This window comes from Pacificoceanicola niger (genome assembly GCF_048553275.1).
In the GTDB taxonomy this organism is placed as follows: domain Bacteria; phylum Pseudomonadota; class Alphaproteobacteria; order Rhodobacterales; family Rhodobacteraceae; genus Pacificoceanicola.
This window is the reverse complement of record NZ_JBLZMW010000009.1, coordinates 61053-83853: the sequence shown is the minus strand read 5'-3', so window position 1 is coordinate 83853 and position 22801 is coordinate 61053. Positions and strand designations below refer to the sequence as shown.

The window sequence follows — 22801 nt, the reverse complement described above, 5'->3', positions numbered from 1 at the left end:
TCGCGACAAAAAAGGCGGGAGCAACGCCCCGCCTTTGTGCATGAATTTCTGCGGTCCGGATCACTCCGTGACGGTCACCTTGACCATGCGGTCCGGCGCACCGGCAACCTCGCCGTTGCGGCCCGCGCCGCGCTTGATCTTGTCGACCACTTCCATACCTTCGGTCACTTCGCCGACAACGGTGTACTGACCGTTAAGGAACGGGCCCGGCTCGAACATGATGAAGAACTGCGAATTTCCGGAGTCCGGGCTTTGCGAACGGGCCATGCCCACGATGCCGCGATCAAACGACAGCTCCGAGAATTCCGCCTTCAGATCCGGACGGTCCGAGCCGCCCCGACCCGCCATACGCATGTCAAAGCCTTCGGCCTCCATATCGCCAAAGCGGACGTCGCCGGTCTGGGCCATGAAGCCGTCAATCACCCGGTGAAACACGACATTGTCGTATTCGCCCGCTTCGGCCAGCGCGGTGATCTGCTCCACATGCCCCGGTGCAACGTCCTCGAAGAGATCGACCTGAATGGTGCCGTTGGCCCCCTCTCCGGCGACCTCGATCTCAAGCCCCGTCGCCAGCGCGGACGAGGCCATCAGAGCAAAGAGCGCAGCCAGCTTATACATCGGCGGCCACCTTGACGGAAATCATCGTGTCCGGGTTCGCGGGCGGCTCGCCTTTGACGATGGCATCCACGTGCTCCATGCCTTCGATGACCTGTCCGTAGACGGTATACTGCCCGTTCAGGAAGTCGTTGTCCTTGAAATTGATAAAGAACTGCGAGTTGGCGGAGTTCGGGTTCTGCGAGCGCGCGGCGCCTAGCGTGCCGCGCGCGTGGGGGATGCGCGAGAATTCGGCGGGCAGATCCGGAAGGTCGGAGCCGCCGGTCCCGGCGCGGCGGATGTTGAAGCCGTCGTTGGTGTTGCCGTGCTCGACGTCGCCGGTCTGGGCCATGAAGCCGTCGATCACCCGGTGAAACACCACGCCGTCATACTTGCCCGCGCGGGCCAGATCTTTCATGCGGGCGACGTGTTGGGGCGCCACATCCGGTAGCAGCTCGATGGTGACGGTGCCGCCTTTCAGCTCCATCAGGATGGTGTTTTCGGGGTCTTTGATCTCGGCCATGGTTCACTCCCAGTCAAATTGGCTTTGGCCAAAGGACTTAATCCCCCGAGGTCCGCTTGCCAAGACGCCGTTGACGCCCCGCTCAACATTGGGCAGACAGCGAGGGACAAGCGAAGTGGGAGAGAACCATGGCCTGGAAGACCCTCGACGAGATGGACCTGGATGGGAAACGGGTACTGACCCGCGTCGACATCAACGTGCCGGTCGAAAATGGTGAGGTTACCGACACCACCCGGATCGAACGCATTGGCGCGACTGTTCAGGACATCCTGAACCGGGGCGGCAAGCCGGTCCTTCTGGCGCATTTTGGCCGGCCGAAGGGCGAGCGCCGCGATGACATGAGCCTGCAAATGCTGATCCCCGCGCTCGAAGCCGTGCTTGGGACGCCGGTGGTCTTTGCCGCCGATTGCGTTGGCGCGGCGGCAGCGGCCATAGTCGACGCGTTGGAGCCGGGCCAGGTGGCGCTGTTGGAAAACACCCGTTTTCACAAGGGTGAAGAGCAAAACGATCCCGAGCTCGCCGCCGAGATGGCCAAGCTGGGCGACATCTATTGTAACGACGCGTTTTCCGCGGCGCACCGAGCCCATGCCTCGACCGAAGGCCTGGCGCGGCTGTTGCCCTCCTGCGCGGGCCGTCTGATGCAGGCGGAGCTTTCGGCGCTCGAAAGCGCACTCGGCTCGCCGGAGCATCCGGTGCTGGCCGTCGTCGGCGGTGCGAAGGTCTCGACCAAGCTCGATCTGCTGGGCAATCTTGTCGACAAGGTCGACGTACTGGTGATCGGCGGCGGGATGGCAAACACCTTCCTCGCCGCGCAGGGCCATGCGGTTGGCGCATCGCTTTGCGAGCATGAAATGGCCCCGACAGCACGAGAAATCCTTGAAAAGGCTGAAAACGCCGGGTGCCAGATCCTGTTGCCTACGGATGTTGTCGTGGCACGTGAATTCAAGGCGGGCGCCGAGAACGAGACCGTCGCGGCCAACGCCTGCCCGCAGGACGCGATGATCCTCGACGCGGGCCCCGAAAGCGTTGCGGCCATCAAGGCGGCCATCGGCAAGGCCAAGACGCTGATCTGGAACGGCCCTTTGGGTGCCTTCGAGATCGAGCCCTTCGACGCCGCCACCAATGCCGCCGCGCGCTATGCCGCAAAGCTGAGCGCCGACAGCCACCTGGTGTCCGTGGCCGGGGGCGGCGATACCGTTGCGGCGCTGAACAAATCCGGTGCGGCGGCGGATTTCACCTATATCTCCACCGCCGGGGGCGCATTCCTCGAATGGATGGAAGGCAAGGTTCTGCCCGGCGTCGCCGCGCTGGGGTGAGAGCCGGTCCCCGGCTTGGGGCAGAGATCACCCTCAGGGATGCGGCACGGTCCTTACCTGACCGTGCCGCGACACTTTGAACGGACTGGGGAGCGGCCGTTTCCAAAGCAAACTGCCGGGCGAATCGGCAGGAATGCAACGGTTTGGACACGAGTGGCCACGCCGCGAATCGGGTCTTTTCCGACGCCAGACACCATGGCATTCTGCCAATACCGTCCGGCAAGAGACGGCCCCCGTCGCAGCAGTTTTTACAGGTACACCCCAGATGACGCACAGGCGCACGCGACCCAACCTTGGTACGCTGGTATTCTTTGCCGTCGCGCTCAGCCTTTCGGCCTATTTCACCTTCGCCGCCGTGCAGGGCGACTTCGGTCTGTTCCGCCGCGCGGAAATCAGTGTCGAGGCGCATGAGCTGCAAGGCGAGCTCGATCACCTCTCCGAAGAGGTCGCGCGGATGGAGAATCTCACACACCGCTTGTCGGACGAATATCTCGATCTCGACTTGCTGGATCAGCAGGCCCGCGACGTTCTTGGCATGGTGCGCTCCGATGAAATGGTCGTAAACTGAGCCTCTGGCCCAGACAGCGTCAGTCTTTACTCCACCTCCCGGCTTGGCTACCCTTTCCGAAATGGTTCAACGCTAAACAAATTCCTGGGGAGGAGAGCGCATGGCGACGCGCAAGACGGCAGCCAGGCCGAACGTATCGGCCGAGGAGCTGTTAGCCTATTACCGCGATATGCTGCTGATCCGCCGCTTCGAGGAAAAGGCCGGCCAGCTCTACGGCATGGGACTGATCGGCGGCTTTTGTCACCTCTATATTGGCCAGGAAGCCGTGGTTGTGGGACTAGAGGCCGCCGCCGAGGAGGGCGACAAGCGCATCACCTCCTACCGCGATCATGGCCACATGCTGGCCTGCGGCATGGATCCGAACGGAGTGATGGCCGAGCTGACGGGCCGGAGCGGCGGCTATTCCAAGGGTAAGGGCGGCTCCATGCACATGTTCAGCCGCGAGAAGCATTTCTACGGCGGTCACGGCATCGTCGCGGCGCAGGTGCCGCTTGGCGCGGGGCTCGCTTTTGCTGACAAGTACAAGGGCAACGGCCGCGTTACTTTCACCTATTTCGGCGATGGTGCCGCCAATCAGGGACAGGTCTACGAGACGTTCAACATGGCGGCGCTCTGGCAGCTTCCGGCGATTTTCGTCATTGAAAACAATCAATACGCCATGGGCACCGCACAGGCCCGTTCGACCTCCACGCCCGAGCTTTACAGTCGGGGCGCCGCGTTTGGCATCCCCGGAGAGGTCGTCGACGGCATGGATGTGCTGGCCGTGAAGGCCGCCGGCGACAAGGCCGTCAGACACTGCCGCGCTGGCAAGGGGCCGTACATTCTCGAAATCAAGACCTATCGCTATCGCGGCCATTCGATGTCCGATCCGGCAAAATACCGCACCCGCGAAGAGGTTCAGAAGATGCGCGAAGAGCGCGACCCGATTGCCCATGTCCGCGAGATGCTGCTGCAGGGCAAGCATGCGTCCGAAGAGGACCTGAAGGCCATCGACAAGGACATCAAGAAGATCGTGGGCGACAGCGCCGAGTTCGCCAGGGAAAGCCCGGAACCGGCGCTGGACGAGCTCTGGACCGATATTTACGCGGAGGCCTGAGCAGATGGCGACCGAAATTCTCATGCCCGCCCTTTCACCGACCATGGAGGAAGGCACGCTGGCCAAATGGCTGGTCAAGACGGGCGACAGCGTCCAATCCGGTGACGTGATCGCGGAAATCGAGACCGACAAGGTCACGATGGAGTTCGAGGCGGTGGACGAAGGCATCATCGGCAAGATCCTCATCCCGGAGGGCACCGCCGACGTCAAGGTGAACACCCCGATCGCGGTGCTTGTCGAAGAGGGCGAGACGGTCGAGGATGCGAAGCCGACCGGCCCCGCACAGCAGCCCGTCCCGGCGAACAAGACCCTGACCTCCGAGGACCAGCCCGCCGCCGCGAAGGCGCACCCGGCCCCGTCCCAGGACCGTGCCCAATCCCCCTGGCCCGAAGGCACCAAAACCAAGAAGCAGACCGTCCGCGAGGCGCTCCGCGACGCCATGGCGGAGGAGATGCGCCGCGACGAGGATGTCTTTCTCATGGGCGAGGAGGTCGCCGAGTATCAAGGCGCCTACAAGATCAGCCAAGGTCTTCTCGACGATTTCGGCTCGAAACGTGTCATCGACACGCCGATCACCGAGCATGGTTTTGCCGGGATCGGCGTCGGTGCAGCGTTCGGCGGCCTGCGTCCCATTGTCGAGTTCATGACCTTCAATTTCGCCATGCAGGCCATTGATCAGATCATCAATTCCGCAGCGAAGACCCTGTACATGTCCGGCGGCCAGATGGGGTGCCCCATCGTCTTCCGCGGTCCCAACGGCGCGGCGGCCCGCGTCGGGGCGCAGCATTCGCAGGATTATGCCGCCTGGTATGCCCATATTCCGGGCCTGAAAGTGGCCATGCCCTACTCTGCCTCCGACGCCAAGGGCCTGCTCAAATCCGCGATCCGCGATCCAAATCCGGTCATTTTCCTTGAAAACGAAATCCTCTACGGTCGCAGCTTCGACGTGCCCGAGCTGGACGATTACACGGTGCCTTTCGGCAAGGCCCGCATCTGGCGCGAGGGCACCGACGTGACCCTTGTCAGCTTTGGCATCGGCATGACCTTTGCACTGGAGGCCGCTGAAAAGCTTGCCGAAGATGGCATCAGTGCCGAGGTCATCGACCTTCGCACCCTGCGTCCCATCGACACCGGGACCATCATCGCCAGCGTTCAGAAAACCAACCGCTGCGTCACCATCGAAGAAGGCTTTCCGGTCGGTGCCATCGGCAATCATATCTCTGCCGTTCTGATGCAGGAAGCCTTCGACTGGCTGGATGCCCCGGTGATCAATTGCACGGGCAAGGATGTACCAATGCCCTATGCCGCTAACCTCGAAAAACACGCGCTCGTCACAACCGCCGACGTCATAGAAGCGGTGAAAAAGGTGACCTACCGATGAGCCCGCGCGTCGAGGTTCAAGGCAGGGACCCCGCCCGCGAGGCCTATCGCATCGAAACCGACGCGGGCCGCGCCTATGTGCCCGAATACCTGATAGGGGGCCTCCGTCCCGGCGACCGGCCCAGCCATCAGGACGCCTACGAATGGATCGCGGCACATCGCAAAGCGCTGGCCGCGGCGGTCGCGGCCCGTGCGAATGGGCAAACTCCGCGCCCTCCCTACGATGCGCTGACCCTGATTTCTTCTTCTCTGTCCAAATATCCCGGGGAGCGCGAGGGGTTGGCCCCTCGCCTGCCCGCCGCCAGACAATAACCCGCCAGGAGGCGCTCGACGATGCCCACCGAAATCCTCATGCCCACCCTCTCCCCGACCATGGAAGAAGGTACGCTGGCCAAGTGGCTGGTCAAGGAAGGCGATGCGGTGCAATCCGGTGACGTTATCGCCGAGATCGAAACCGACAAGGCGACGATGGAATTCGAAGCGGTTGACGAGGGCACCATTGGCAAGATCCTGATTGCCGAAGGAACGGCGGAAGTGAAGGTGAACACGCCCATCGCGGTCCTGCTCGAAGAGAGCGAAACCGCCAGTGACATGGGCGCCGCGCCCGTTGCGCCGCAGCCGAAGGCGGACGCAACCGCGGCCACCGAAGTGGCCCCGGAGGGGGCCGGCGAGACGGCCGCTCCCCCCGCTCCGACACAGGATGGCGCGCGGGTCTTTGCCACCCCCCTCGCCCGTCGCATTGCCGCCCAAAAGGGCCTGGATCTCAGCCAGATCGCCGGATCCGGCCCGCATGGCCGCATCGTGAAGGCCGATGTCGACAGCGCAAGCGCCGCGCCTCAGCCTGTCGCTGCTGCGAGCCTGGCGCCGCAAATGGACGGCCCCGCCGCACCAAAACCGCTCGACGCCAGTGCGGTGACCCGCCTCTATGAGGACCGTGCCTTCACCGAGGTGCCGCTTGATGGCATGCGCAAGACCATCGCTGCCCGTCTCACGGAGGCAAAACAGAGCATTCCGCACTTCTACCTGCGCCGCGACATCCGGCTCGACGCGCTGCTTGCCTTCCGCGCCGAGCTGAATGCTCAGCTCGCAAAGCGCGGCGTCAAACTCTCGGTCAACGATTTCATAATCAAGGCCTGCGCCCTGGCGCTGCAACAGGTGCCAAAGGCCAACGCCGTCTGGGCCGGAGATCGCATCCTGCAGCTTGAGCCATCGGACGTGGCCGTCGCGGTCGCCATCGACGGCGGGCTCTTTACGCCTGTACTGCAAGACGCCGAGAGCAAAAGCCTTTCCGCGCTGTCGGCAGAGATGAAAGACCTCGCCGCGCGCGCCAGAACGCGCAAACTCGCGCCACACGAATATCAGGGCGGCAGCTTTGCGATTTCCAATCTGGGCATGTTCGGGATCGACAATTTCGACGCAGTCATCAACCCGCCACATGGCGCCATCCTCGCAGTTGGTGCGGGGGTGAAAAAGCCAGTGGTCGGCGCGAACGACCAGATCGAGGTCGCCACGATCATGTCCGTCACGCTCTCCGTCGATCACCGGGTCATCGACGGGTCACTGGGGGCCGAGCTTTTGACGGCGATCAAGGACAATCTCGAGAACCCCATGGCCATGTTGGCCTGAAGCGTTCGTCGTTTGTGTTTTCGGTGAGCTGCAGTTCAGCAACGCGCGGCCGTCGAGACGAAACGGGCCGCCAGAGCGGACCATTTCTGTCCAGTTGATCTGAGGGGGCAATTGCTGCCCCTCTTCACTCCGGTTCGCTGTCACGCAGCAACTGGTCCATGCTGATCGATGGTTGCGAACAACCTGCCTTGCCGACGATCTTCGCCGGAACCCCGGCCACCGTCGTACATTCCGGCACTTCGTGGAGCACAACCGAGCCTGCAGCGATGCGCGAACAGTCTCCAATCCGGATATTGCCGAGCACTTTTGCCCCGGCCCCGATCATCACACCATTTCCAATCTTGGGATGGCGGTCTTCCTCTTCCTTGCCCGTGCCGCCGAGTGTCACGGAATGCAGCATCGAAACGTTGTCGCCGACAACCGCCGTCTCACCGATCACGATGGAATGCGCGTGGTCGATCATGATGCCGCGTCCGATGCGCGCTGCCGGATGGATATCGATGCCAAAGACCTCGGAGGAGCGCATCTGGAAGAAATACGCCATGTCGCGGCGCCCCTGTTTCCACAGCCAATGTCCAACGCGATAGGCCTGAATTGCCTGAAAGCCCTTGAAGAAAAGGAGCGGCTGCAAGTACCGATGGCAGGCCGGGTCACGATCGTGCACGGCCACGATATCGGCGCGTGCCGCCTGTGCGAGCGACGGGTCGGCCTCGTATGCCGCGTCGCAGATCTCTCGCAGGATCTGCTCTGACATCTCGCCATTGGCAAGCTTCAACGAAATCCGGAAGGCCAGGGCTTTTTCCAGTGTCGGGTAGTGCAAAATCGAGTAATGCACCATGCCGCCCAGCAGCGGCTCGACCTTCACTGCCTCTTCCGCCTCACGAACAACGCGAGCCCAGACAGGATCGACTTCGGCAAGTTTTGCGCGCGTTTCAGCCATCGTATCTCTCCTTTGACCACCGCAGCTTAGCAGATAGTCTGGCCTGTACGAAACGCAAATATGTGATGGAATGCATCGCACTCTATGAAACTTCACCGCAGGCTCGCATGGCCAACGCGGAAAGGCGGCTAAACTTGCGTCCAGCCACCCCATTTGCATCCTAGGCGACCTCTGTCAGCCCGCTACACAGCGCCGCATTCGCAACGCATCGAGCACACAGACAAAGCAATCTGCATATTCCGGGTCATCCAGACGCCGCTCCTTCGGAATCTGCCCCCGGCCCAAGGCCGCGGCCATCAACGTGCCGTTGCCCCAGAACGGATGCGCCTTGCCCATGCGTTTGCGATAGCGATCCGCAGCTTCCGCCTGGGCAACCAGCCTCCGGGCAAGGCTGTCGCGCGCGCAGGCAGGCACGGACAACAATGCCCGCGCCGCCGCGCGCGCTTACATCTCCGGTCAGGACCGGTCTCACAAGCTCACCGTCCGGCTGGCAAAGGGACCAGGTCCAAACCGACCCGACACCTGCGCCACAGACACCGTTACAAGCCCCGCCGCACCGTCGGCGCTCTGCATGGCCGCGTCATAGGTCCAGGCGGGAGTGGAAAGCTGTGCCTCCCGCAGCAATGTGCCATCCTTTTCGACCCGCAGCAGATAGGCTTCGCTGTCTTCGCCAAGCGGCACTTCCGCCAGATCCCAGCTGTCGCCATCAATCCGGGTCCGGCGGATCCACTGCGCCGACAGATCACCGCCAACACGCTTGAGCGACAGATGCCCGGGACGATATGGTCGCAATCCATTGCCCTCGAAGGCGTGCGCCTCGTAGACATAGGTCGGATCGTCGTACGGCCTGCGGGCCGGACCGACCCGATAGTGCCGCAAGAGCCGCCGCTGCGCCGCCGCAAGGGAAATCTGCAAGGGCAGACCATTCATGACCACCACCAGCGATCCGGATGGCCAGGTGTCGGGCATCACCCCGTCACTGCCCGCCTGCCCCCGCAAACGATTGCGCAACTCCCAGGTGTTTTCCCCGACAAGATCCGCATCACGGAATTGCAGCAACTCCCATTTGTCCGGCGAACCATCACCGATGGCAATCAGATTGCCGCCGGCCAGAAGCGCTTCGTCCGAGATCGACTGCAGCGTGCCGGAGGTCAGACGGATCCGAAGCGCATCCCCCTTGTCGAGCCGGCCAACCGGGGCGGCGAACAACGGCGTCTCCGTCACGCCAACACTGGAGCGCGCGGCGATGATCTCGTTGAGCGAATAATCCGCATCCAAAGCCGAGTCGTAAACTGCCACGCTGCCCGGCCAGGGTTCCGCTGCGATCGCGAGGTGCGGCGCATGAGGCACTTCCTCCCCGTTCATCAAAGGCAGGTCCATGAAGATCGGCGTGACCGGAGCCGCGGCGGTGAACCGATGCAACGGCGCCGTCTCATCCGCAAACTCGGAGGGCACGAAGACATCCGGCTCGATCCGGACCGCATCAACGATCTGACGATCCGTCACGTCGACACGGTCGACCCGCGCCAGCACCGGTCCCGACTTTGACGGCAGCCGCACCACATCGCCCGCGCCCAGCGCCAGCTTCGAAGGCGGCAGGGCAAAGCGCATGCTGTCGCGCGCGACCCGCGCCTCCGCAAGCCAGCGTTCGGCAGTTTGTCGCCCTTCTGCCCGCGTCAGGGACAGGTTCAGGTCCGTCTCCGCCACCGCATGGGTGCGATCATCGGGCAAAACCGTTTCCTCGGCGGCCACACGATGATCGCCATCCGCCTGAACGAAGCTGACGCGCACGCGGCCTACCATCTCGACTTCACCGGCACGGGTTTCCATCAGGTCGCCTTCGACCTCCTCGCTGATCGCGAGGTCCGCCAGCGAAAGGTCAATCGGTGCCTTGCCCGTCCGCATACGAAACACCAGCAGACCGTCGCGCTCGATGGCATCGAACCCATAGGTCAGCATCAACGGCTGCAATGCATGCCGGGCGTCCGAAACGCGCGGCACAACATAGCCGCGCACGTAGCCATGCAACTGGCTCGTGTCGATGGCCGTCACCCCGGAACGCTCGCAGATTTCCCGCACGACAGACGCCAGCGTCCGCCCCGATACACGGCCATTCAGCCAATGTCCCCGGCGATAGTTCGGCCCATCAGACCACAGATCCTCATTGCCGGGAAACCACGGATAAGGCCGTGCGTCCCAAGCCCAGACAAAGGCCCGCGTCATATCGATCATTGCCCCGTCATAGATATCGGACTGCGGGTTATTCGCGGTATCCCCCCAGAAATCGTACATTGCACGAATATACTGTCGCTGAATCAGCTCATCGCGCATCCCATTGGAGTAGTAGGGCAACGAGGATTCCGAGCTTTTGGGATCGACGAACTTGTTCGGCTGGTTCGTGCCCTTGTCCACAGCAGCGCAACCCAGTTCTGTAAACCAGATCGGCTTGCTGCCCGGCTCCCATTCGGTCGGATCGAGGGCGCGTACGCCGCCCTGCCGCTCGTAGTGATCGTTTTGCCACCAATTGCGGATATCCTTGTAACGCCAGACCCAAGGCTCATCATACGATCCATCGGTGATCGGCTCGCGGCGCTGCGCATCCCGGCCTTCGACGCTGTCGTAGTACCAATCATAACCCTCGCCCCCGGCGATATTCGCCTTGAGATAATCGAGGTTGTAGATTGATTGCCAATCCGCATCCGCGTGCGTGTCCCCGTCCCGCCAATCCGACAGCGGCATGTAATTGTCGATTCCGATGAAATCGATCTCGTCATCGCTCCACAGCGGATCGAGATGGAAATAGAGATCGCCCGAGCCATCCTGCGGATGATATCCGAAGTATTCGGTCCAGTCTGCCGCGTAGCCCAGCTTAACGTCGGGACCCAGCAATGTCCGGCATTCCGCCGCCAGGGTCTTGAGCGCCTGCACCGCAGGAAAACCGCCCGCTCCGCGGATCTGCGTCAGGCCCCGCATCTCGGAGCCGATACAGAACGCCGTCAGACCGCCAGCCGCCGCGCAAAGCGCCGCCTGATGCAGAATGAAACGGCTATAGCTCCACTCGTCCGGGCCATTGTACGTCACAACGCCATCGCCAACCGAGAAGTCCGCCGCTGTGACCGTCCCGATGAACTGCGCAACCTCGGCATCCGCCGCTGCTGTACCATCGGGCGAGCCTTCGCGGCCCGGTGCGGTGCTCAGCGTGATCCTGCCACGCCAGGGTAGCTTTGGCTGACCCGTGTTCCCGCTCCACGGGTCCGGCAGCTCGTTCAGCATCTGGTCCATTAGGATGAAGGGATAATACATCACCTCCAGCCCCTCTTCAGTCATCTTCCGGATCGACTGAACCACGGAGGCATCCGTCGGCGTGCCGCCATAGACAGGACGCTCCTCCGACAACGGAACACGCTCGGCCTGCGATCGGGTGAGGCCACTCACCGACCATGGGAACGCCTCGGACTCGAACGCGAGCTCTTCGACTTTGGGTTTGATCGAACAGGCACCACAGCGCAGGTCGTCCCCGAACCAACTCACCACCAGCGACACCGATTTGCAGCCCGGCATTTCCTCCGTCAGCTGCATCAAGGACGTATTGAAGTCCGGCTCTTCCGACGGAGAGTTGACGTTGATCACCCGCTTGCCCGTCTTGGCGGAGCCAAACTGTGTCACCGGCCCCGCAGCATAGTTCATATACACCGGCTCCGTTGCCAGCGCATATTCACCGGTGCCAGGGATCATTGCAACGCCCGTCACCGCGTTCGGCACATCCGCGTCGTCTTCCAACTCAGGACGGGTGACCTCGAAGCTGAATTGCGGAATTCGGTTGCCAAACTCCGACAACTGCAGATCTTCCATCACCACATAGGCCGTACCACGGTACCCCGGAACCATGCCGGTCCCCTCGACCGCCTCCATCTTGGGATCGGGCAACTGATCATGGGTGCCGCGATAGATCCGCATGTTCAGATCCTTGAGTGGCACCTCGACTCCATCGGCCCAGACCCGCTGCACGGACGAGATCTCACCCTCGCAGAGCGCCAGAGCAAGGCTCACGGAATAGCTGTAATTCTTGACCTTTGGCTGCGACGGGGCACCTTTACCGCCGCCGCCGGTCTGTTTGACATGCTCCTCGAATTCGGTGGCCCAGATGACATGGCCGCCAAGCCGCATCCGCCCGAAGACCTGCGCAACTGGCGCGCCTTCGCCCGCACCAGTCACCCGGAACCGGTCGATCTTGCCAACCTCGACCGCATCGGAGCCCTGGCCCATGATGCGTTGGTCAATGGCGCGGCCGAGAGACGCGCCGATGAAACGGCCCACGGCCGTCATGCTAAGTCCGAGCAGCGAGCCACCGACAGAGCTGCCGATTGCCGCACCCGCGACAGAAAGAAGGATCGTTGCCATTATAGCGCCTCCACTGGAAAGGCGAACCGCGCCACAACGCGCCGCGCCCACGGTGCGCTGAGCGCACTTTCGATAACGCCATGCCCGCTATAGGCATGGATGAATGCCGCATCGTCTCCGATACGGGACTGGATTCCGACGTGCTTGGCGACAGAGCCGTCGCGCATGCGAAACAGCAAAACGTCCCCCGGCGCGGCTGCGTCCAGGGGCTTGCGCACCAGATGTGCCAGCGCTGCCTGCCAAAGGCGTTCCTCGCCCTGAGGCTCGGACCAATCCCTGGTATAGGCTGGCACCGTGACCGGCTCCGGCCCGATCACTTCGCGCCAGACCCCGCGCAGCAGCCCAAGACAATCACACCCGGCGCCTTTGCGGGACGCCTGATGCACGTAGGGCGTGCCGACCCAGCTGCGGGCGGCCTCAACGATCGCGTTCATCTCCGGCTGCCTCCGCTTGTCTTCTTCGCTTGCGATGCATGCACGAAAATCCAGTCCTCTTCCGGCAGGTCCGGAAAACCCTGAAAGTTGACAACATTGTTGAACTTCAGACGGCAGGTCTCGAAACGCTTGTCACATCCCGCAATGATCTTCACCTGATCGCCCGGCACGACTTTGCCCCGCAGCGGCTCCCACAGATCAATCCGGCGTGTGCCATCATAGAGCACAACATCGCGCTTGATCGCCCCCGAGAGGCCGGCGGCGGCGCCGTTCTGAACCGTCAGTCGCCCCCTCTGAAACCAGCCGGGCTCAAAGTCAGTCAGCGCATCGAAAAAGAACGATCGCGTTGCCTCGACCTCGCGCACGGCGCCTTCGTGGAAATACCCGGACCGGGCGGTATCAAAGGCGCAGCCCGCGTCACCCAGAACCGCTGAACAGGGCTTTTGATAGACCCGCCCCAAGGGGCGATTGAGCATATCCGTCAACCCGCGCAGTTCCGCATGAAACGCGCCATTGCCCCGGCGCAGCTCGCCGATATGCCCGCGGAACATGACACGCCGCGCCGACACGTCTGCCCAGTTGACCATCCACGAGACAACCTCGGCCTCGTCAAACCGCCCTGCCGCGATATCTTCCTCACGGATAGCGGCATCGCTCAGGGCGCCCATGGCCTCGGTATTGTCCACCGAGAGCCCTGTCGCCTGCTGTAACGCCCGAGCGCTCAGACCGGTGTCCGCACGAAACGTGATCCCCTCGAACGTGAGATCACGGTCATGATCGGTGAAGCCGAACACGACGCCATCGCGGCGCGTCACGGCCCAAGCCCGCGCGACCGTGCCCGACCCTGTCTGCAAATGCGTATGAAGTGAGTCTGCATGGCCCATCAGATCCGGACCTCCACCACTGGAACATCCGGCACCTGCCCGGCGCGGAAGCTGGCCACGCTAACGTTGATCCGATCCGTGTCAAAACGCACTGGCACATCGAACTCGAACCCTGCGCTGATCTCGGCACCGGCAAGCGGCGGCTCGATGAACGTGATCAACCCGGCATCCACATCCAGTGTGAAATGCACACCTTCGCGCGCCTCCACATCCTGGACCGCCGCAACCACCGTTCCGGCCACCGGCTTTGTGATCGGCCGGGCATAAGCGCCCACACCCGACCTATAGGTCTTGATGAGCTGGAACGTCTTCGTAACACCGTCGCCCGTACCAATGACCTGATCACCCATCTCCGGCTGCCGCGATGGCTTGCAGGACTTGTAGTCTGCCCAGTCTTTCCAGCGAAAGCCAAAGATCTGCCCCTGCCGCGCTTCGAAGAACGCGATCAACGACTCGACATCGTCGAGCGAGCGCAACCCGAGCCCCGCATCATACCGCCTGCGCGAATGCGCCCACGGCGTATTGCGCTCTTCGAACCCGCTGGTCAGCTGCACGATATCCGTGCGCCGCTCCGGACCGCCAACCGAGCCAAAGCTCAGGTCCGCCGGAAATCTCACCTCATGAAACGCCATCGTTCCCTCCAATTACCTGTTGCGTGCGCCCTTGCTCAGCATCCGGCTCATCTGCGCCGCGACCTGGCTCTGGCTGCGTTGGAAACCCTGTACGTCCGGGGTGTTGATGTTCATCACCACGGTGACCGGCTGACCGCCGCCCTGCGTGCGCACTCCCAGCTTGCCATCCGGGCCACGGCTGAGCGGCATGATTGCCTCCGGGCCGGCCTCGCCCATCAACCCGGTCCCGCCCCGCATCGGGAAGGTCACCGGACTGCTGACGACTCCACCGTTGGCAAACGGCATCACCCGGCCCTGCGAAAAGCTGCCGCCGTTCGCAAAGGGCGAAAACGAACCGAACATTGCCGACATCCCCGACGACAACAGACCGCCCACGTGGTTCGCCACCGGCTGCACTGCCGCCTTGTAGGCAGCATTGATCATCGACTGCGCCACCACTTGCAGCGCATCCGTCAGCTTCATGCCGTCCAGCACCACACCGTCGATTGCCCGGCTGACGCCGGAACTCAACGTCCGCTCCAGTTTCGCTGCGCCTTCGCCGGTGGCGGAAAACGTCTGGTGGATGCGCCTCAGCTCTGCATCGAACTCCGCCGCCATGCTGACCGCCCCGCCAAGCGATCCCTGCAGCGCTTCGACCTCGGCGCCCAAGTCATCGATCATATCCAACTCGCTCATTCCAAAGCCCCTTCCTTGTGATCAGGGAAGGCCGCCATCAGCTCATCGAGCCGCGACCGTCCCATTGGCCTCGCTGCCGAGCCTTCGCCCAGCAGCACCTGCAATTCGGCGGGGGTCAGCGCCCAGAAGTCATCAGGGCGAAGCCCCAACCCGCGCATCCCCGCCCGCATCAACGCGGCCCAGTCAAACCCCTGCATCCGCGCTCTCCGGGGTCATGAATGCCCGCGCAAGCAGCTCGGCAGACGCCTTGGCCGCCGCCATCGGCCCACCTTCGATCTCGGCCTGTAACAGGTCCGATGCACGCCCCTGCCAGCCGCCGCCGCGCAACCCGGCAACGATCAGCACAAGCACATCGCGCGTACTGAAACCGCCCTTCTCGAAACGCTGCACAAGATCGACGAGGGAGCCGCTTTCGAGGCTCGCCTCCAGTTCGGCCAACGCACCCAGCGTCAGCCGCATCACGCGGCGCTCGCCATCAATGACAAGCGCCACTTCCCCCCGCCACGGATTGGCCATTACGCCACCGGAGCCGCGATAAAGCTCAGCGCTCCCGCCGAAGCCATGGCGACCTCATAGGTCGCTTCGCCATTGTGCGAGCCGGCATATTCAATGGAGGTCACCTGAAAGGCGCCCTCGACCGTGCCGAAATCGGGGATGATGACCTGAAACTCAGGTGTCTCGCCGTCGAAGAAGATCTGCCGCGCACGCTCGTCGGTGCCCGCATCCTTGAACACACCAGAGCCGCTGATGTTCGCGCTCTTGACGCCCGCACCGGACAGAAGCTCGCGCCAGCCGCCCTGGCTTTCGAGCGTGGTCACATCGACCTGCTCCGCATTGAAGCTGACCCGAGTGGCCCGCAGGCCCGCCATCGTTTCAAACTGTCCGTCGCCGGTCAGATCCACCTTGATCAGAAGGTCCTTGCCGTTTTGTGCACCCATGATCTTTCTCCAGTTGATTTAGGGTTGAGAGAAAATCCGCGCAGCCGCGCGGGTCGTATTGGTAAAGTCAGCCCTCAGGCTGCGGCGTCGTCCTCGACGCGCGCGCGAAAGGTCAGGTCGATCCGCCGCAGCCCGCCGGTCTCGCGTTTGGCCTTGGCCTTGCGAAACCACAGACCGACAAGCCGCCCGCGGCTCAGACTCAACGCCGCATCGTCGAGCGCATCGCTCACTGCGCCCGCGACTTCCTTTGCGCTCTGAAAACCCGCCGCGTCGGTGATTACGGACACCGTAAGATCGTGCCAGGCACCATCGCCGTCCATATCCGACGCCTCGGTCACGAACTCGGGTCCGAGCGAGACATAAAGCGACGGCAAAGTGCCCGAGGGCAACGCGTCGTAGATGGCGCTGCCGACCAGCGCGCCCAGCGCTGCATCACCCTGCAACCGCGCATAAACAGCCGCCTGCAACGGGGCCGAAACTGCATAACTCATGGAGAGACCTCCTCTGCGCAGTGACACACAAGGTAGAGGCCCCTGGCCTTGTCCTCCGTCACCGCCTCAATGTTGAAAACACGCCCCGGCGCAATGAACCGCTGACCGGGCTTTGGACGCGCCGAATGTCCCACCGGCGCGCCGCGCACGGTGATCTGATATCCGGTCACCGACACCGACCCGGTCTCGCCGTTGACCTGTCGCCCGCTGCGCGGCACGATCTGCGCCCAAAGAGCGCCAAGCGCCTGCCAGCTCTGGGAATAGCCCCCCGCGCCATCGGCCACGGCCTCAGGGCTTTCGAGCACAAGGCGACGATTGAGATTAACCCCGCTCATGCCCCCAGCCCCAACCGCATCGGACGATACCGCGCGATCAGGCTGGTCACGCCAAAGGGCATACACCCCTGACCGAGCGCAGTCTCATCGCGATATTCATAGTAATGTGCCGCCAGCAGCAGGACCGCCTGCTGCAAATCGGCGGGCAGATCAGTGAATGCCGCCCCATAGCCCGCATCAAAGCGGACCTCGGCGGCACCATCGCGCGCAATCCCCGGCAGGCTGCTGCCGCGCGCTTTCAGCATCGGACCAAAGGCATCCTTCTCCAGCCTGTACCGCGCCGGATCGACCGTCTTTGTCACCCCATAGCCATCCACCAGCGTCACATCCGTGATCGACGCCACAGGGGCAATCGGCAGAACCTGGGCATTGCTGTCACGCCACGCATTCAGCGTCAGCACAAACCGCCGCGTGATCAGCGCCCGCGAGCACCGCGCCTCCACCGAAGCAAGAGCCGCTCGCAAAAACGATCTCAGAACCGCATCCTGCACATCGTCTTCGGCAAAGCCCGTGCCAAGGCGCAAGTGCTGTTTCAGCGCATCAACCGGCAAGGCCGCGTCAAGCACTTGTGTTTCTTCCACCAAGATCATGTCAATTCTCCAAAGCTCCTCGCCCATCCCCCACGCTCGATCTCAAGCGGGCGCGCGCCGCCCACGTCGCAGAGGCGGAGGGGGCTGCTGGACAACGCCGGGACGCGCGCCCTGTGAAGGACGGACCGTCAGGCCCGCCCCCCAGTTCGGTCACCCTCAGGCGGTGCAGCGCAGCAGCTTGATGGCTGCAAAGTCGCTCACGTCGCCGCCGACGCGCTTGGTCGCATAGAACAGCACGTGCGGCTTGGCGCTGAACGGATCGCGCAGAATGCGCAGGTCCGGACGCTCGGCAATGGTGTACCCGGCATCGAAATTGCCAAAGGCGATGGGCGCAACGCCCGCGGCAATGTCCGGCATGTCCTCGGCGATCAGCACCGGATACCCGAGCAGACGCGCGGGCTCACCGGCGGCGAAACCATCGGACCACAGGTGACGGCCATCGGCATCCTTGAGTTTGCGCAGGGAGCCGGCGGTCTTGGAGTTCATCACGAAGGTCGCACCGGCGCGGTACTGCGCGCCCAGCGCATAAACCAGCTCGATCAGCGTGTCGCCGCCCGTGAAATCGGTGGCAATGGAGCCATCCACATAACCAATCGAACCCCAGGTCCAGTTGGCGTTCGCAACCTGATTGTGATCGAGAAAGCCGCGCGGCTTGTCGACGCCGTCACCGTTGACGAATGCAGCAGCCTCGGCACGGGCAAACTTCTCGGCAATGCGGCCCGCAAGCCAGCCTTCCACGTCAAACGCGCTGTCATCGAGCAGACGCTGCGAAACCTTCGGCATCGCGTTCAGCTCATAGAGCGGAATGGAAATGCGCTCGATGGTCGGGGTGCCGGTCTCGGAGGACGACGCGGTCTCTTCCGCCCAGCCCGCGCCAGTGTCGTTCTGGTCGATCAGCACGTCAAAGGACGTCGCCTCAACGTTCACCACGTTCGAGATCGCCCGGATCGACGCAGTCGATGCCAGGGTCGACTTGATGGTATCGGCGGTCTGCGGATCGACGAGATAGCCACCGTCGGAATTCACCGCCGTCGACATCGACTTGCTGTCCAGTTCGAGGCCGCGCAGGCCGTCGTCATCGCCGGAACGCAGGTAGGCATCAAACGCCTTCTGATGGGGGGCCTCGACCGGCTGTGCGGACGAAAGGGCCGGGCGGCCCATACGGGCAGATTTGTGATCAAGCATGGTCAGTCGCTCTTCCTGTTTGTTCATCTTCTGTTGCATGTCGGCCTGGAGGGCCTTGATATCCCCGATCAGCCCCGCCATCGCGGCACTCACCCGGGTGACCGGAGACAAATCTTCCCCGGTCCGAGACTTGGTCTCGGGTTTGTTCATGAGGTCTTCCCCGTGTCTTGAGAGAGGCGCGCGTCAGCCGCCCGCCAGGTTACGGCGCATGTCCTCCAGGACGTCCGCCAACTCGCACAGCGCTGCGTCTTCCATGAGGTCATCCCTCTTGGACGCAACCCGCGCACTGGGCAGCATCGGGAAAGTCACAAGGCTCACCTCCCAAAGCTCCAGTTCGGTCAAGAGCCGCTGGCCCTTGTCGTTCTTGCTTGCCTTCAGAGTGCGGTAGCCGATCGACAAACCATCGATCGCACCCGCCTCGATCAAGGCCGCCGCCTCGCGGCCCTTGGCCACGCTCTCCAACAGGCGCCCTTTGACATAAAGGCCGCGCTCATCCTCGCGCACCGTATCCCAGATGCCGATGGGCTGTGCCGGATCATGCTGCCACAGCATCTTCACCGCGCGCCCCTCGGAAGTCAGCCGCTTGAGCGAGCGAGCATAGGCCCCCTTGCTCACCACGTCACCGCCCTGATCGCAGGCACCAAACAGGCTGGCATAGCCTTCGATCTTCGTGCCTTCAACGACCTTCACCTCGTCATCGAACCGGCAGAACTTGTGTTCCAGATCCATACTCTGTCTCCTCGTTTCCCCGATACGCCGCCGCTCAGGGCGTCGCGTGCATCAGCCCCTGAAAGGCTTCCGCCAAAATCACCCCGGCCACGCCGTACACCGTCAGCCAGACCCGCCGCTCCAGCCGCTCCAGCACCTTTTCCAGCTGGTCGTACCGGGCATTCATCGCCTCGACCTGCAGGCGGCTGATCCGTTCATGCGCCTCCAGCCGCAATGCCGGAGCGCAAGCGAAGGGTTCGCTCGTGCGTCGCATGTCAGTCACCATCGCTCTCCGCGGTCAGGCTCGGCAGACCCAGCATCCGGCGCTTCTCATCCGCCGTAAGGAAATCCGCCTTCGCCACACGCGACCATTGCGCGTCGCGCTCGGTGGCCAGCGCGGGCACCTGATCGAGATCGGGCTTGAGGCTCACCGCCTCGCCCACGAACTCAGAAAGCCAGCGCCCGATACTCGCGCTTACCCTTGTGGCCAGCGGCAGCACCGTCAGGCGATAAAACGCCCGGTGCGCCTCGGCGTAATTGGCAAAGGTCGCCTCACCGGGAATGCCAAGCAGCATCGGCGGCACTCCAAAGGCAATCGCGATCTCCCGCGCTGCCGCCTCCTTGGTCTTCTGAAACTCCATGTCCGACGGGCTGAACCCCATCGGTCGCCAGTCAAGCCCGCCCTCAAGCAGCATCGGACGGCCCGCATTGCGCGCGCCCTGATGGTTGGCCTCCAGCTCCGCAGACAACCGCTCGAACTGCTCCGCGCTCAGGTGCCCCTGCCCCTCGGTGCCTTTCCAGACAATTGCCCCGGAGGGCCGCGCCGCATTGTCGAGCAGTCCTTTACTCCAGCGGCTGGCGCTGTTGTGCACATCCACCGCCTGCGCCGCCGCCTGCAGCGGCGACAGCCCGTAATGATCATCCTGCGGATGGAAGCTCTTGATATGGCAGATCGGCGGAACCGGCCCGGTCACGTCAAAGCGGTGCTTGCGTGCCCCCACAGAATACTCATACGCCACCGGCCAGCCATCCGCGCCAGGCACCAGCCGCATTCGATCAGAGCGCAGCACATGCAACTCGAACGGCACCGCCGCCTCACCGATCACCGCCTCTACATAGCCATCGCCGGACAGCAGCAGCTGGCCATAAAGCGCCTCGAACAGCTCCGCGCGGCCCTGCGCCGGGTTCGGCGCGGTCAGCAGGCTCAGCAGCGGATGCTGCTCATAGCGGGTGCCGCTGTCCTGCAGCACCAGGGGCAGCGCCGCCGCCGCCTCCGCGATCAGCTTCACCGCACGAAAGCCAACCGGGTTCCCGGCAAACGCCTGCTTGGTCAGCGACACCGTATCGCGCGGCGACCAGGCCACGCGGCCCGAGGTCATATGCGCCACAACCGGCCCGGTGGCCGAGGCTTTCGCCTCCGGTGCCGCGCCTTCGGGCGCCTTGCCGCCGCGTCGCAGAAAATCGAATACCATCGCCTTGCGCTCCTTTGTCATCTCCGCTGCAACCCGGCGCAGGTCACCGCCCGGAAAGCCGCAGCGGCTCCCCGGCGACCCGTCCGTCGCACCTTTGGATCAGTCTTCCGGGGTGGTCCCCGTCGTCTTCGAAAAACAACCTATGAATTGCGAGTTAACAGAGCTTCACACCACCGTACGGTGGTCTTTCCCATTGAATGTAATCGCTTTTACGTGCCGCGCCCGCCCGCCTGCGGGCATGAAAAAAGCCCCGGACATGGTCCGGGGCCTCTCGTCTTCAATAATCACCGCCGGGCCATCAGCCCTCCGCGTCACGGCACACTCACAGCACCCGCACCTTCGGCTCGGCCTGACCTTGCTGGTTCAGCATCAGCTCCGTGATCGCCCAGACCAACGCATCCACCCGGTCTGGGCTGCCCTGTCCCTGATAGCCGCCATTTGTCATCCGGCACATCTGCGCCTCCAACTGCTCCAGTCCCCGCGCATGGCTCACCCGCCCCTGCTCGTAGAGCGCCGCCACCGGCTCCGCCCGCGCGATCTTGCCTCGCGTCGCGTGAACCGACCGAACCGGCAGCATCGGATCAACCGTGTGCAAGACAGTCGACACCATCGCCCCGCCCTGGTTGACCTCTGCCACAACGCGGTCCGCCTTCCATCGCTGCGCCGCCTCGCACACCGCCGTGGCCCAGCCGGTCGGGCCAAGCCCCTGCACGCTGGCATCTTCCAGGACATAGCTCCGCCACGTGCCCAGCGCACCGTCCATGACGACCCCCGCCACCACGATCCCGCAGGCATCCGACGCCTTGCCATCACCCGCGGGTGGGTCCACCGCCACAACCACGCGGCTCATCTCCGGCATACGTCCAGCCCGCGCCGCATCCAGCATCTCGATGCTCCACAGCGCGCCGTCGACCTGATCCACCAGGATCCCGTCAAGCTCCTGCATCCCCATCTGCGTCCCTGCGTAGCGCGCGCGCACCTCGGCCAGGAAACTGCTCGCCAGATGCGCCCGGTTCGCCTCGGTCGGGGCATGGGTGCGCACTGTCGATGGCAGCTCCAGAAGTGACTTGAGCACCTCCACATTGCGCGGCGTTGTCGTCACGCAGGCACGCGGCGCCTCCCCCAGCCGCAGCGCAAACTGCAACTGATCCCAGGTCTCGCGCCCCTTCGGCCATTTGCCCAGCTCATCCGCCCAGGCACCATCGAACTGCGGCCCGCGCAAGCTCTCCGGATTGAACGCCGAAAACGCCATTGCCTCCGCCCCGTTCGGCCAGACAAGGCACTGCCGTCCACTGACCCATTTCGGCATGCGGTCCGGCGGCGAGCAGCTCAGAATACCGCTGTCACCAAAAATCATGACCTCGCGCACCTGATCCAGGGTCTCGCCCACCAAGGCCACGCGTTTGCACCGGCCCGTGTCCATGGGGCGCGGCCCTTCAACCATGCTGCGCACCCATTCGGCCCCGGCGCGCGTCTTGCCTGCGCCGCGACCGCCCAGGATGACCCAGGTCCGCCAATCGCCTTCGGGGGGCAATTGGTGCGGATGCGCCCAGAAATCAAAGAGAAAGGGGAGCGCAAGGCGCTCCCCCCGATCGAGGCTGTCAAGAAACCTCGTTTGCACCGCAACAGGAGCGGAGGCTATCCAGGCGGCACCCGATCGCATCGCCTGCCGCGTCAAGATCGAGTCCCCAGTCTCCTGCAAGACTGCTGTCCTTTCGTCGGATTGCGTCAATTTCCTTCTCCGTTTCTCTGGCCTGCTTGAGCCAGTAGCGGACCTCGGCCAGCAACTTGCCACCCTCGGCCGATTTACCCGCGCGCCGCTCGGCGCGAAGTTCGTTTTTCAGGGCCTCCAGATCCTCGATCAGCTCAAGGAGCGTCGCCGCGATGGTGTCGCGATCTCTTTCCAAACGCTCCAGGTCCGACTTCAGGGTGATCAGGACGGGCCGGTCTTTTACTGCTCTGTTCATGCTCGACACCTTTTTTGCCTGTATGGGTTTCCCCCTCCGGGGTAAG

27 protein-coding genes are annotated in these 22801 nt (G+C 63.4%); 6 read left to right on the top strand and 21 right to left on the bottom strand.

All coding sequences use genetic code 11. The features are described from left to right. Positions 1–60: 60 nt before the first annotated feature. Positions 61–618 carry a peptidylprolyl isomerase gene (locus tag ACN2XU_RS12910; RefSeq protein ID WP_419410858.1) on the bottom strand — a complete coding sequence of 186 codons (558 nt, stop codon included), beginning with the start codon at positions 616–618 and terminating at the stop codon, positions 61–63. Next, positions 611–1117: a peptidylprolyl isomerase gene (locus ACN2XU_RS12905; protein ID WP_419410857.1), complete on the bottom strand. Its 507-nt coding sequence runs from the start codon at positions 1115–1117 to the stop codon at positions 611–613. Before ACN2XU_RS12905 ends, ACN2XU_RS12910 begins: the two co-directional genes overlap by 8 nt. 128 nt (positions 1118–1245) lie before the next feature. Between ACN2XU_RS12905 and ACN2XU_RS12900 the strand changes: the two genes are divergently transcribed. The 6 genes from ACN2XU_RS12900 (at position 1246) to ACN2XU_RS12875 (ending at position 7103) form a co-directional block, all read left to right on the top strand. Further along, positions 1246–2433 carry a phosphoglycerate kinase gene (locus ACN2XU_RS12900; RefSeq protein WP_419410856.1) on the top strand — a complete coding sequence of 396 codons (1188 nt, stop codon included), beginning with the start codon at positions 1246–1248 and terminating at the stop codon, positions 2431–2433. Positions 2434–2698: 265 nt separating this feature from the next. Continuing rightward, a complete protein-coding gene (locus ACN2XU_RS12895; RefSeq protein ID WP_419410855.1) occupies positions 2699–3001 on the top strand; it encodes an FtsB family cell division protein in 303 nt (100 codons plus the stop codon). A gap of 100 nt (positions 3002–3101) precedes the next feature. Continuing rightward, positions 3102–4097 carry a pyruvate dehydrogenase (acetyl-transferring) E1 component subunit alpha gene (pdhA, locus tag ACN2XU_RS12890; protein WP_419410854.1) on the top strand — a complete coding sequence of 332 codons (996 nt, stop codon included), beginning with the start codon at positions 3102–3104 and terminating at the stop codon, positions 4095–4097. Positions 4098–4101: 4 nt separating this feature from the next. Then, a complete protein-coding gene (locus ACN2XU_RS12885) occupies positions 4102–5478 on the top strand; it encodes a pyruvate dehydrogenase complex E1 component subunit beta (protein WP_419410853.1) in 1377 nt (458 codons plus the stop codon). Beyond that, complete coding sequence (locus ACN2XU_RS12880) at positions 5475–5789, top strand: hypothetical protein (RefSeq protein WP_419410852.1); 315 nt, start codon at positions 5475–5477, stop codon at positions 5787–5789. The genes ACN2XU_RS12885 and ACN2XU_RS12880 overlap by 4 nt, the downstream gene beginning before the upstream one ends. Before the next feature lie 21 nt (positions 5790–5810). Next, on the top strand, positions 5811–7103 hold the full coding sequence (locus tag ACN2XU_RS12875; RefSeq protein ID WP_419410851.1) for a pyruvate dehydrogenase complex dihydrolipoamide acetyltransferase: 1293 nt from the start codon (positions 5811–5813) through the stop codon (positions 7101–7103). Between the two features lie 124 nt (positions 7104–7227). Here ACN2XU_RS12875 and cysE read toward each other — a convergent pair whose 3' ends face one another. The 19 genes from cysE to ACN2XU_RS12780 form a co-directional block, all read right to left on the bottom strand. After that, positions 7228–8043, bottom strand: a complete 816-nt coding sequence (gene cysE / locus ACN2XU_RS12870; RefSeq protein ID WP_419410850.1) for a serine O-acetyltransferase — start codon at positions 8041–8043, stop codon at positions 7228–7230. Positions 8044–8217: 174 nt separating this feature from the next. Further along, on the bottom strand, positions 8218–8457 hold the full coding sequence (locus tag ACN2XU_RS12865) for a DUF7742 family protein (protein ID WP_419410849.1): 240 nt from the start codon (positions 8455–8457) through the stop codon (positions 8218–8220). Positions 8458–8511: 54 nt separating this feature from the next. Further along, entirely contained in the window at positions 8512–12444 is a 3933-nt protein-coding gene (locus tag ACN2XU_RS12860; protein ID WP_419410848.1) for a baseplate multidomain protein megatron, read from the bottom strand. After that, positions 12444–12878, bottom strand: coding sequence for an NlpC/P60 family protein (locus ACN2XU_RS12855; RefSeq protein WP_419410847.1), 435 nt, complete (start codon positions 12876–12878; stop codon positions 12444–12446). Before ACN2XU_RS12855 ends, ACN2XU_RS12860 begins: the two co-directional genes overlap by 1 nt. Next, a complete protein-coding gene (locus tag ACN2XU_RS12850; protein ID WP_419410846.1) occupies positions 12875–13762 on the bottom strand; it encodes a phage/gene transfer agent baseplate hub protein in 888 nt (295 codons plus the stop codon). Before ACN2XU_RS12850 ends, ACN2XU_RS12855 begins: the two co-directional genes overlap by 4 nt. Beyond that, entirely contained in the window at positions 13762–14394 is a 633-nt protein-coding gene (locus ACN2XU_RS12845; RefSeq protein WP_419410845.1) for a phage distal tail protein, Rcc01695 family, read from the bottom strand. The genes ACN2XU_RS12850 and ACN2XU_RS12845 overlap by 1 nt, the downstream gene beginning before the upstream one ends. 12 nt (positions 14395–14406) lie before the next feature. After that, positions 14407–15069 (bottom strand): RcGTA-type gene transfer agent tail tape measure protein, encoded by a 663-nt coding sequence (locus tag ACN2XU_RS12840; protein WP_419410844.1) that lies wholly within the window; start codon positions 15067–15069, stop codon positions 14407–14409. Continuing rightward, the gene (locus tag ACN2XU_RS12835) at positions 15066–15266 is read right to left on the bottom strand and encodes a rcc01693 family protein (protein WP_419410843.1); all 201 of its coding nucleotides are present in this window, start codon (positions 15264–15266) and stop codon (positions 15066–15068) included. Before ACN2XU_RS12835 ends, ACN2XU_RS12840 begins: the two co-directional genes overlap by 4 nt. Beyond that, positions 15253–15585: a gene transfer agent family protein gene (locus ACN2XU_RS12830; RefSeq protein WP_419410842.1), complete on the bottom strand. Its 333-nt coding sequence runs from the start codon at positions 15583–15585 to the stop codon at positions 15253–15255. Before ACN2XU_RS12830 ends, ACN2XU_RS12835 begins: the two co-directional genes overlap by 14 nt. Further along, a complete protein-coding gene (locus tag ACN2XU_RS12825; protein ID WP_419410841.1) occupies positions 15585–16007 on the bottom strand; it encodes a phage major tail protein, TP901-1 family in 423 nt (140 codons plus the stop codon). Before ACN2XU_RS12825 ends, ACN2XU_RS12830 begins: the two co-directional genes overlap by 1 nt. Before the next feature lie 74 nt (positions 16008–16081). Beyond that, the gene (locus ACN2XU_RS12820) at positions 16082–16498 is read right to left on the bottom strand and encodes a DUF3168 domain-containing protein (protein ID WP_419410840.1); all 417 of its coding nucleotides are present in this window, start codon (positions 16496–16498) and stop codon (positions 16082–16084) included. Continuing rightward, positions 16495–16833 carry a phage head closure protein gene (locus tag ACN2XU_RS12815; protein WP_419410839.1) on the bottom strand — a complete coding sequence of 113 codons (339 nt, stop codon included), beginning with the start codon at positions 16831–16833 and terminating at the stop codon, positions 16495–16497. The genes ACN2XU_RS12820 and ACN2XU_RS12815 overlap by 4 nt, the downstream gene beginning before the upstream one ends. Continuing rightward, a complete protein-coding gene (locus tag ACN2XU_RS12810) occupies positions 16830–17423 on the bottom strand; it encodes a head-tail connector protein (protein WP_419410838.1) in 594 nt (197 codons plus the stop codon). The genes ACN2XU_RS12815 and ACN2XU_RS12810 overlap by 4 nt, the downstream gene beginning before the upstream one ends. Before the next feature lie 156 nt (positions 17424–17579). Continuing rightward, entirely contained in the window at positions 17580–18758 is a 1179-nt protein-coding gene (locus ACN2XU_RS12805; protein ID WP_419410837.1) for a phage major capsid protein, read from the bottom strand. A 33-nt stretch (positions 18759–18791) separates the two neighbouring features. Next, positions 18792–19337 (bottom strand): HK97 family phage prohead protease, encoded by a 546-nt coding sequence (locus ACN2XU_RS12800; protein ID WP_419410836.1) that lies wholly within the window; start codon positions 19335–19337, stop codon positions 18792–18794. Positions 19338–19371: 34 nt separating this feature from the next. After that, positions 19372–19590: a GTA head formation protein, RCAP_rcc01685 family gene (locus ACN2XU_RS12795; RefSeq protein WP_419410835.1), complete on the bottom strand. Its 219-nt coding sequence runs from the start codon at positions 19588–19590 to the stop codon at positions 19372–19374. 1 nt (position 19591) lies between these two features. Continuing rightward, positions 19592–20788 (bottom strand): phage portal protein, encoded by a 1197-nt coding sequence (locus ACN2XU_RS12790; protein ID WP_419410834.1) that lies wholly within the window; start codon positions 20786–20788, stop codon positions 19592–19594. A gap of 322 nt (positions 20789–21110) precedes the next feature. Further along, positions 21111–22451 carry a DNA-packaging protein gene (locus tag ACN2XU_RS12785; RefSeq protein ID WP_419410833.1) on the bottom strand — a complete coding sequence of 447 codons (1341 nt, stop codon included), beginning with the start codon at positions 22449–22451 and terminating at the stop codon, positions 21111–21113. Beyond that, positions 22390–22764 carry a hypothetical protein gene (locus ACN2XU_RS12780; RefSeq protein ID WP_419410832.1) on the bottom strand — a complete coding sequence of 125 codons (375 nt, stop codon included), beginning with the start codon at positions 22762–22764 and terminating at the stop codon, positions 22390–22392. Before ACN2XU_RS12780 ends, ACN2XU_RS12785 begins: the two co-directional genes overlap by 62 nt. Positions 22765–22801 lie beyond the last annotated feature (37 nt).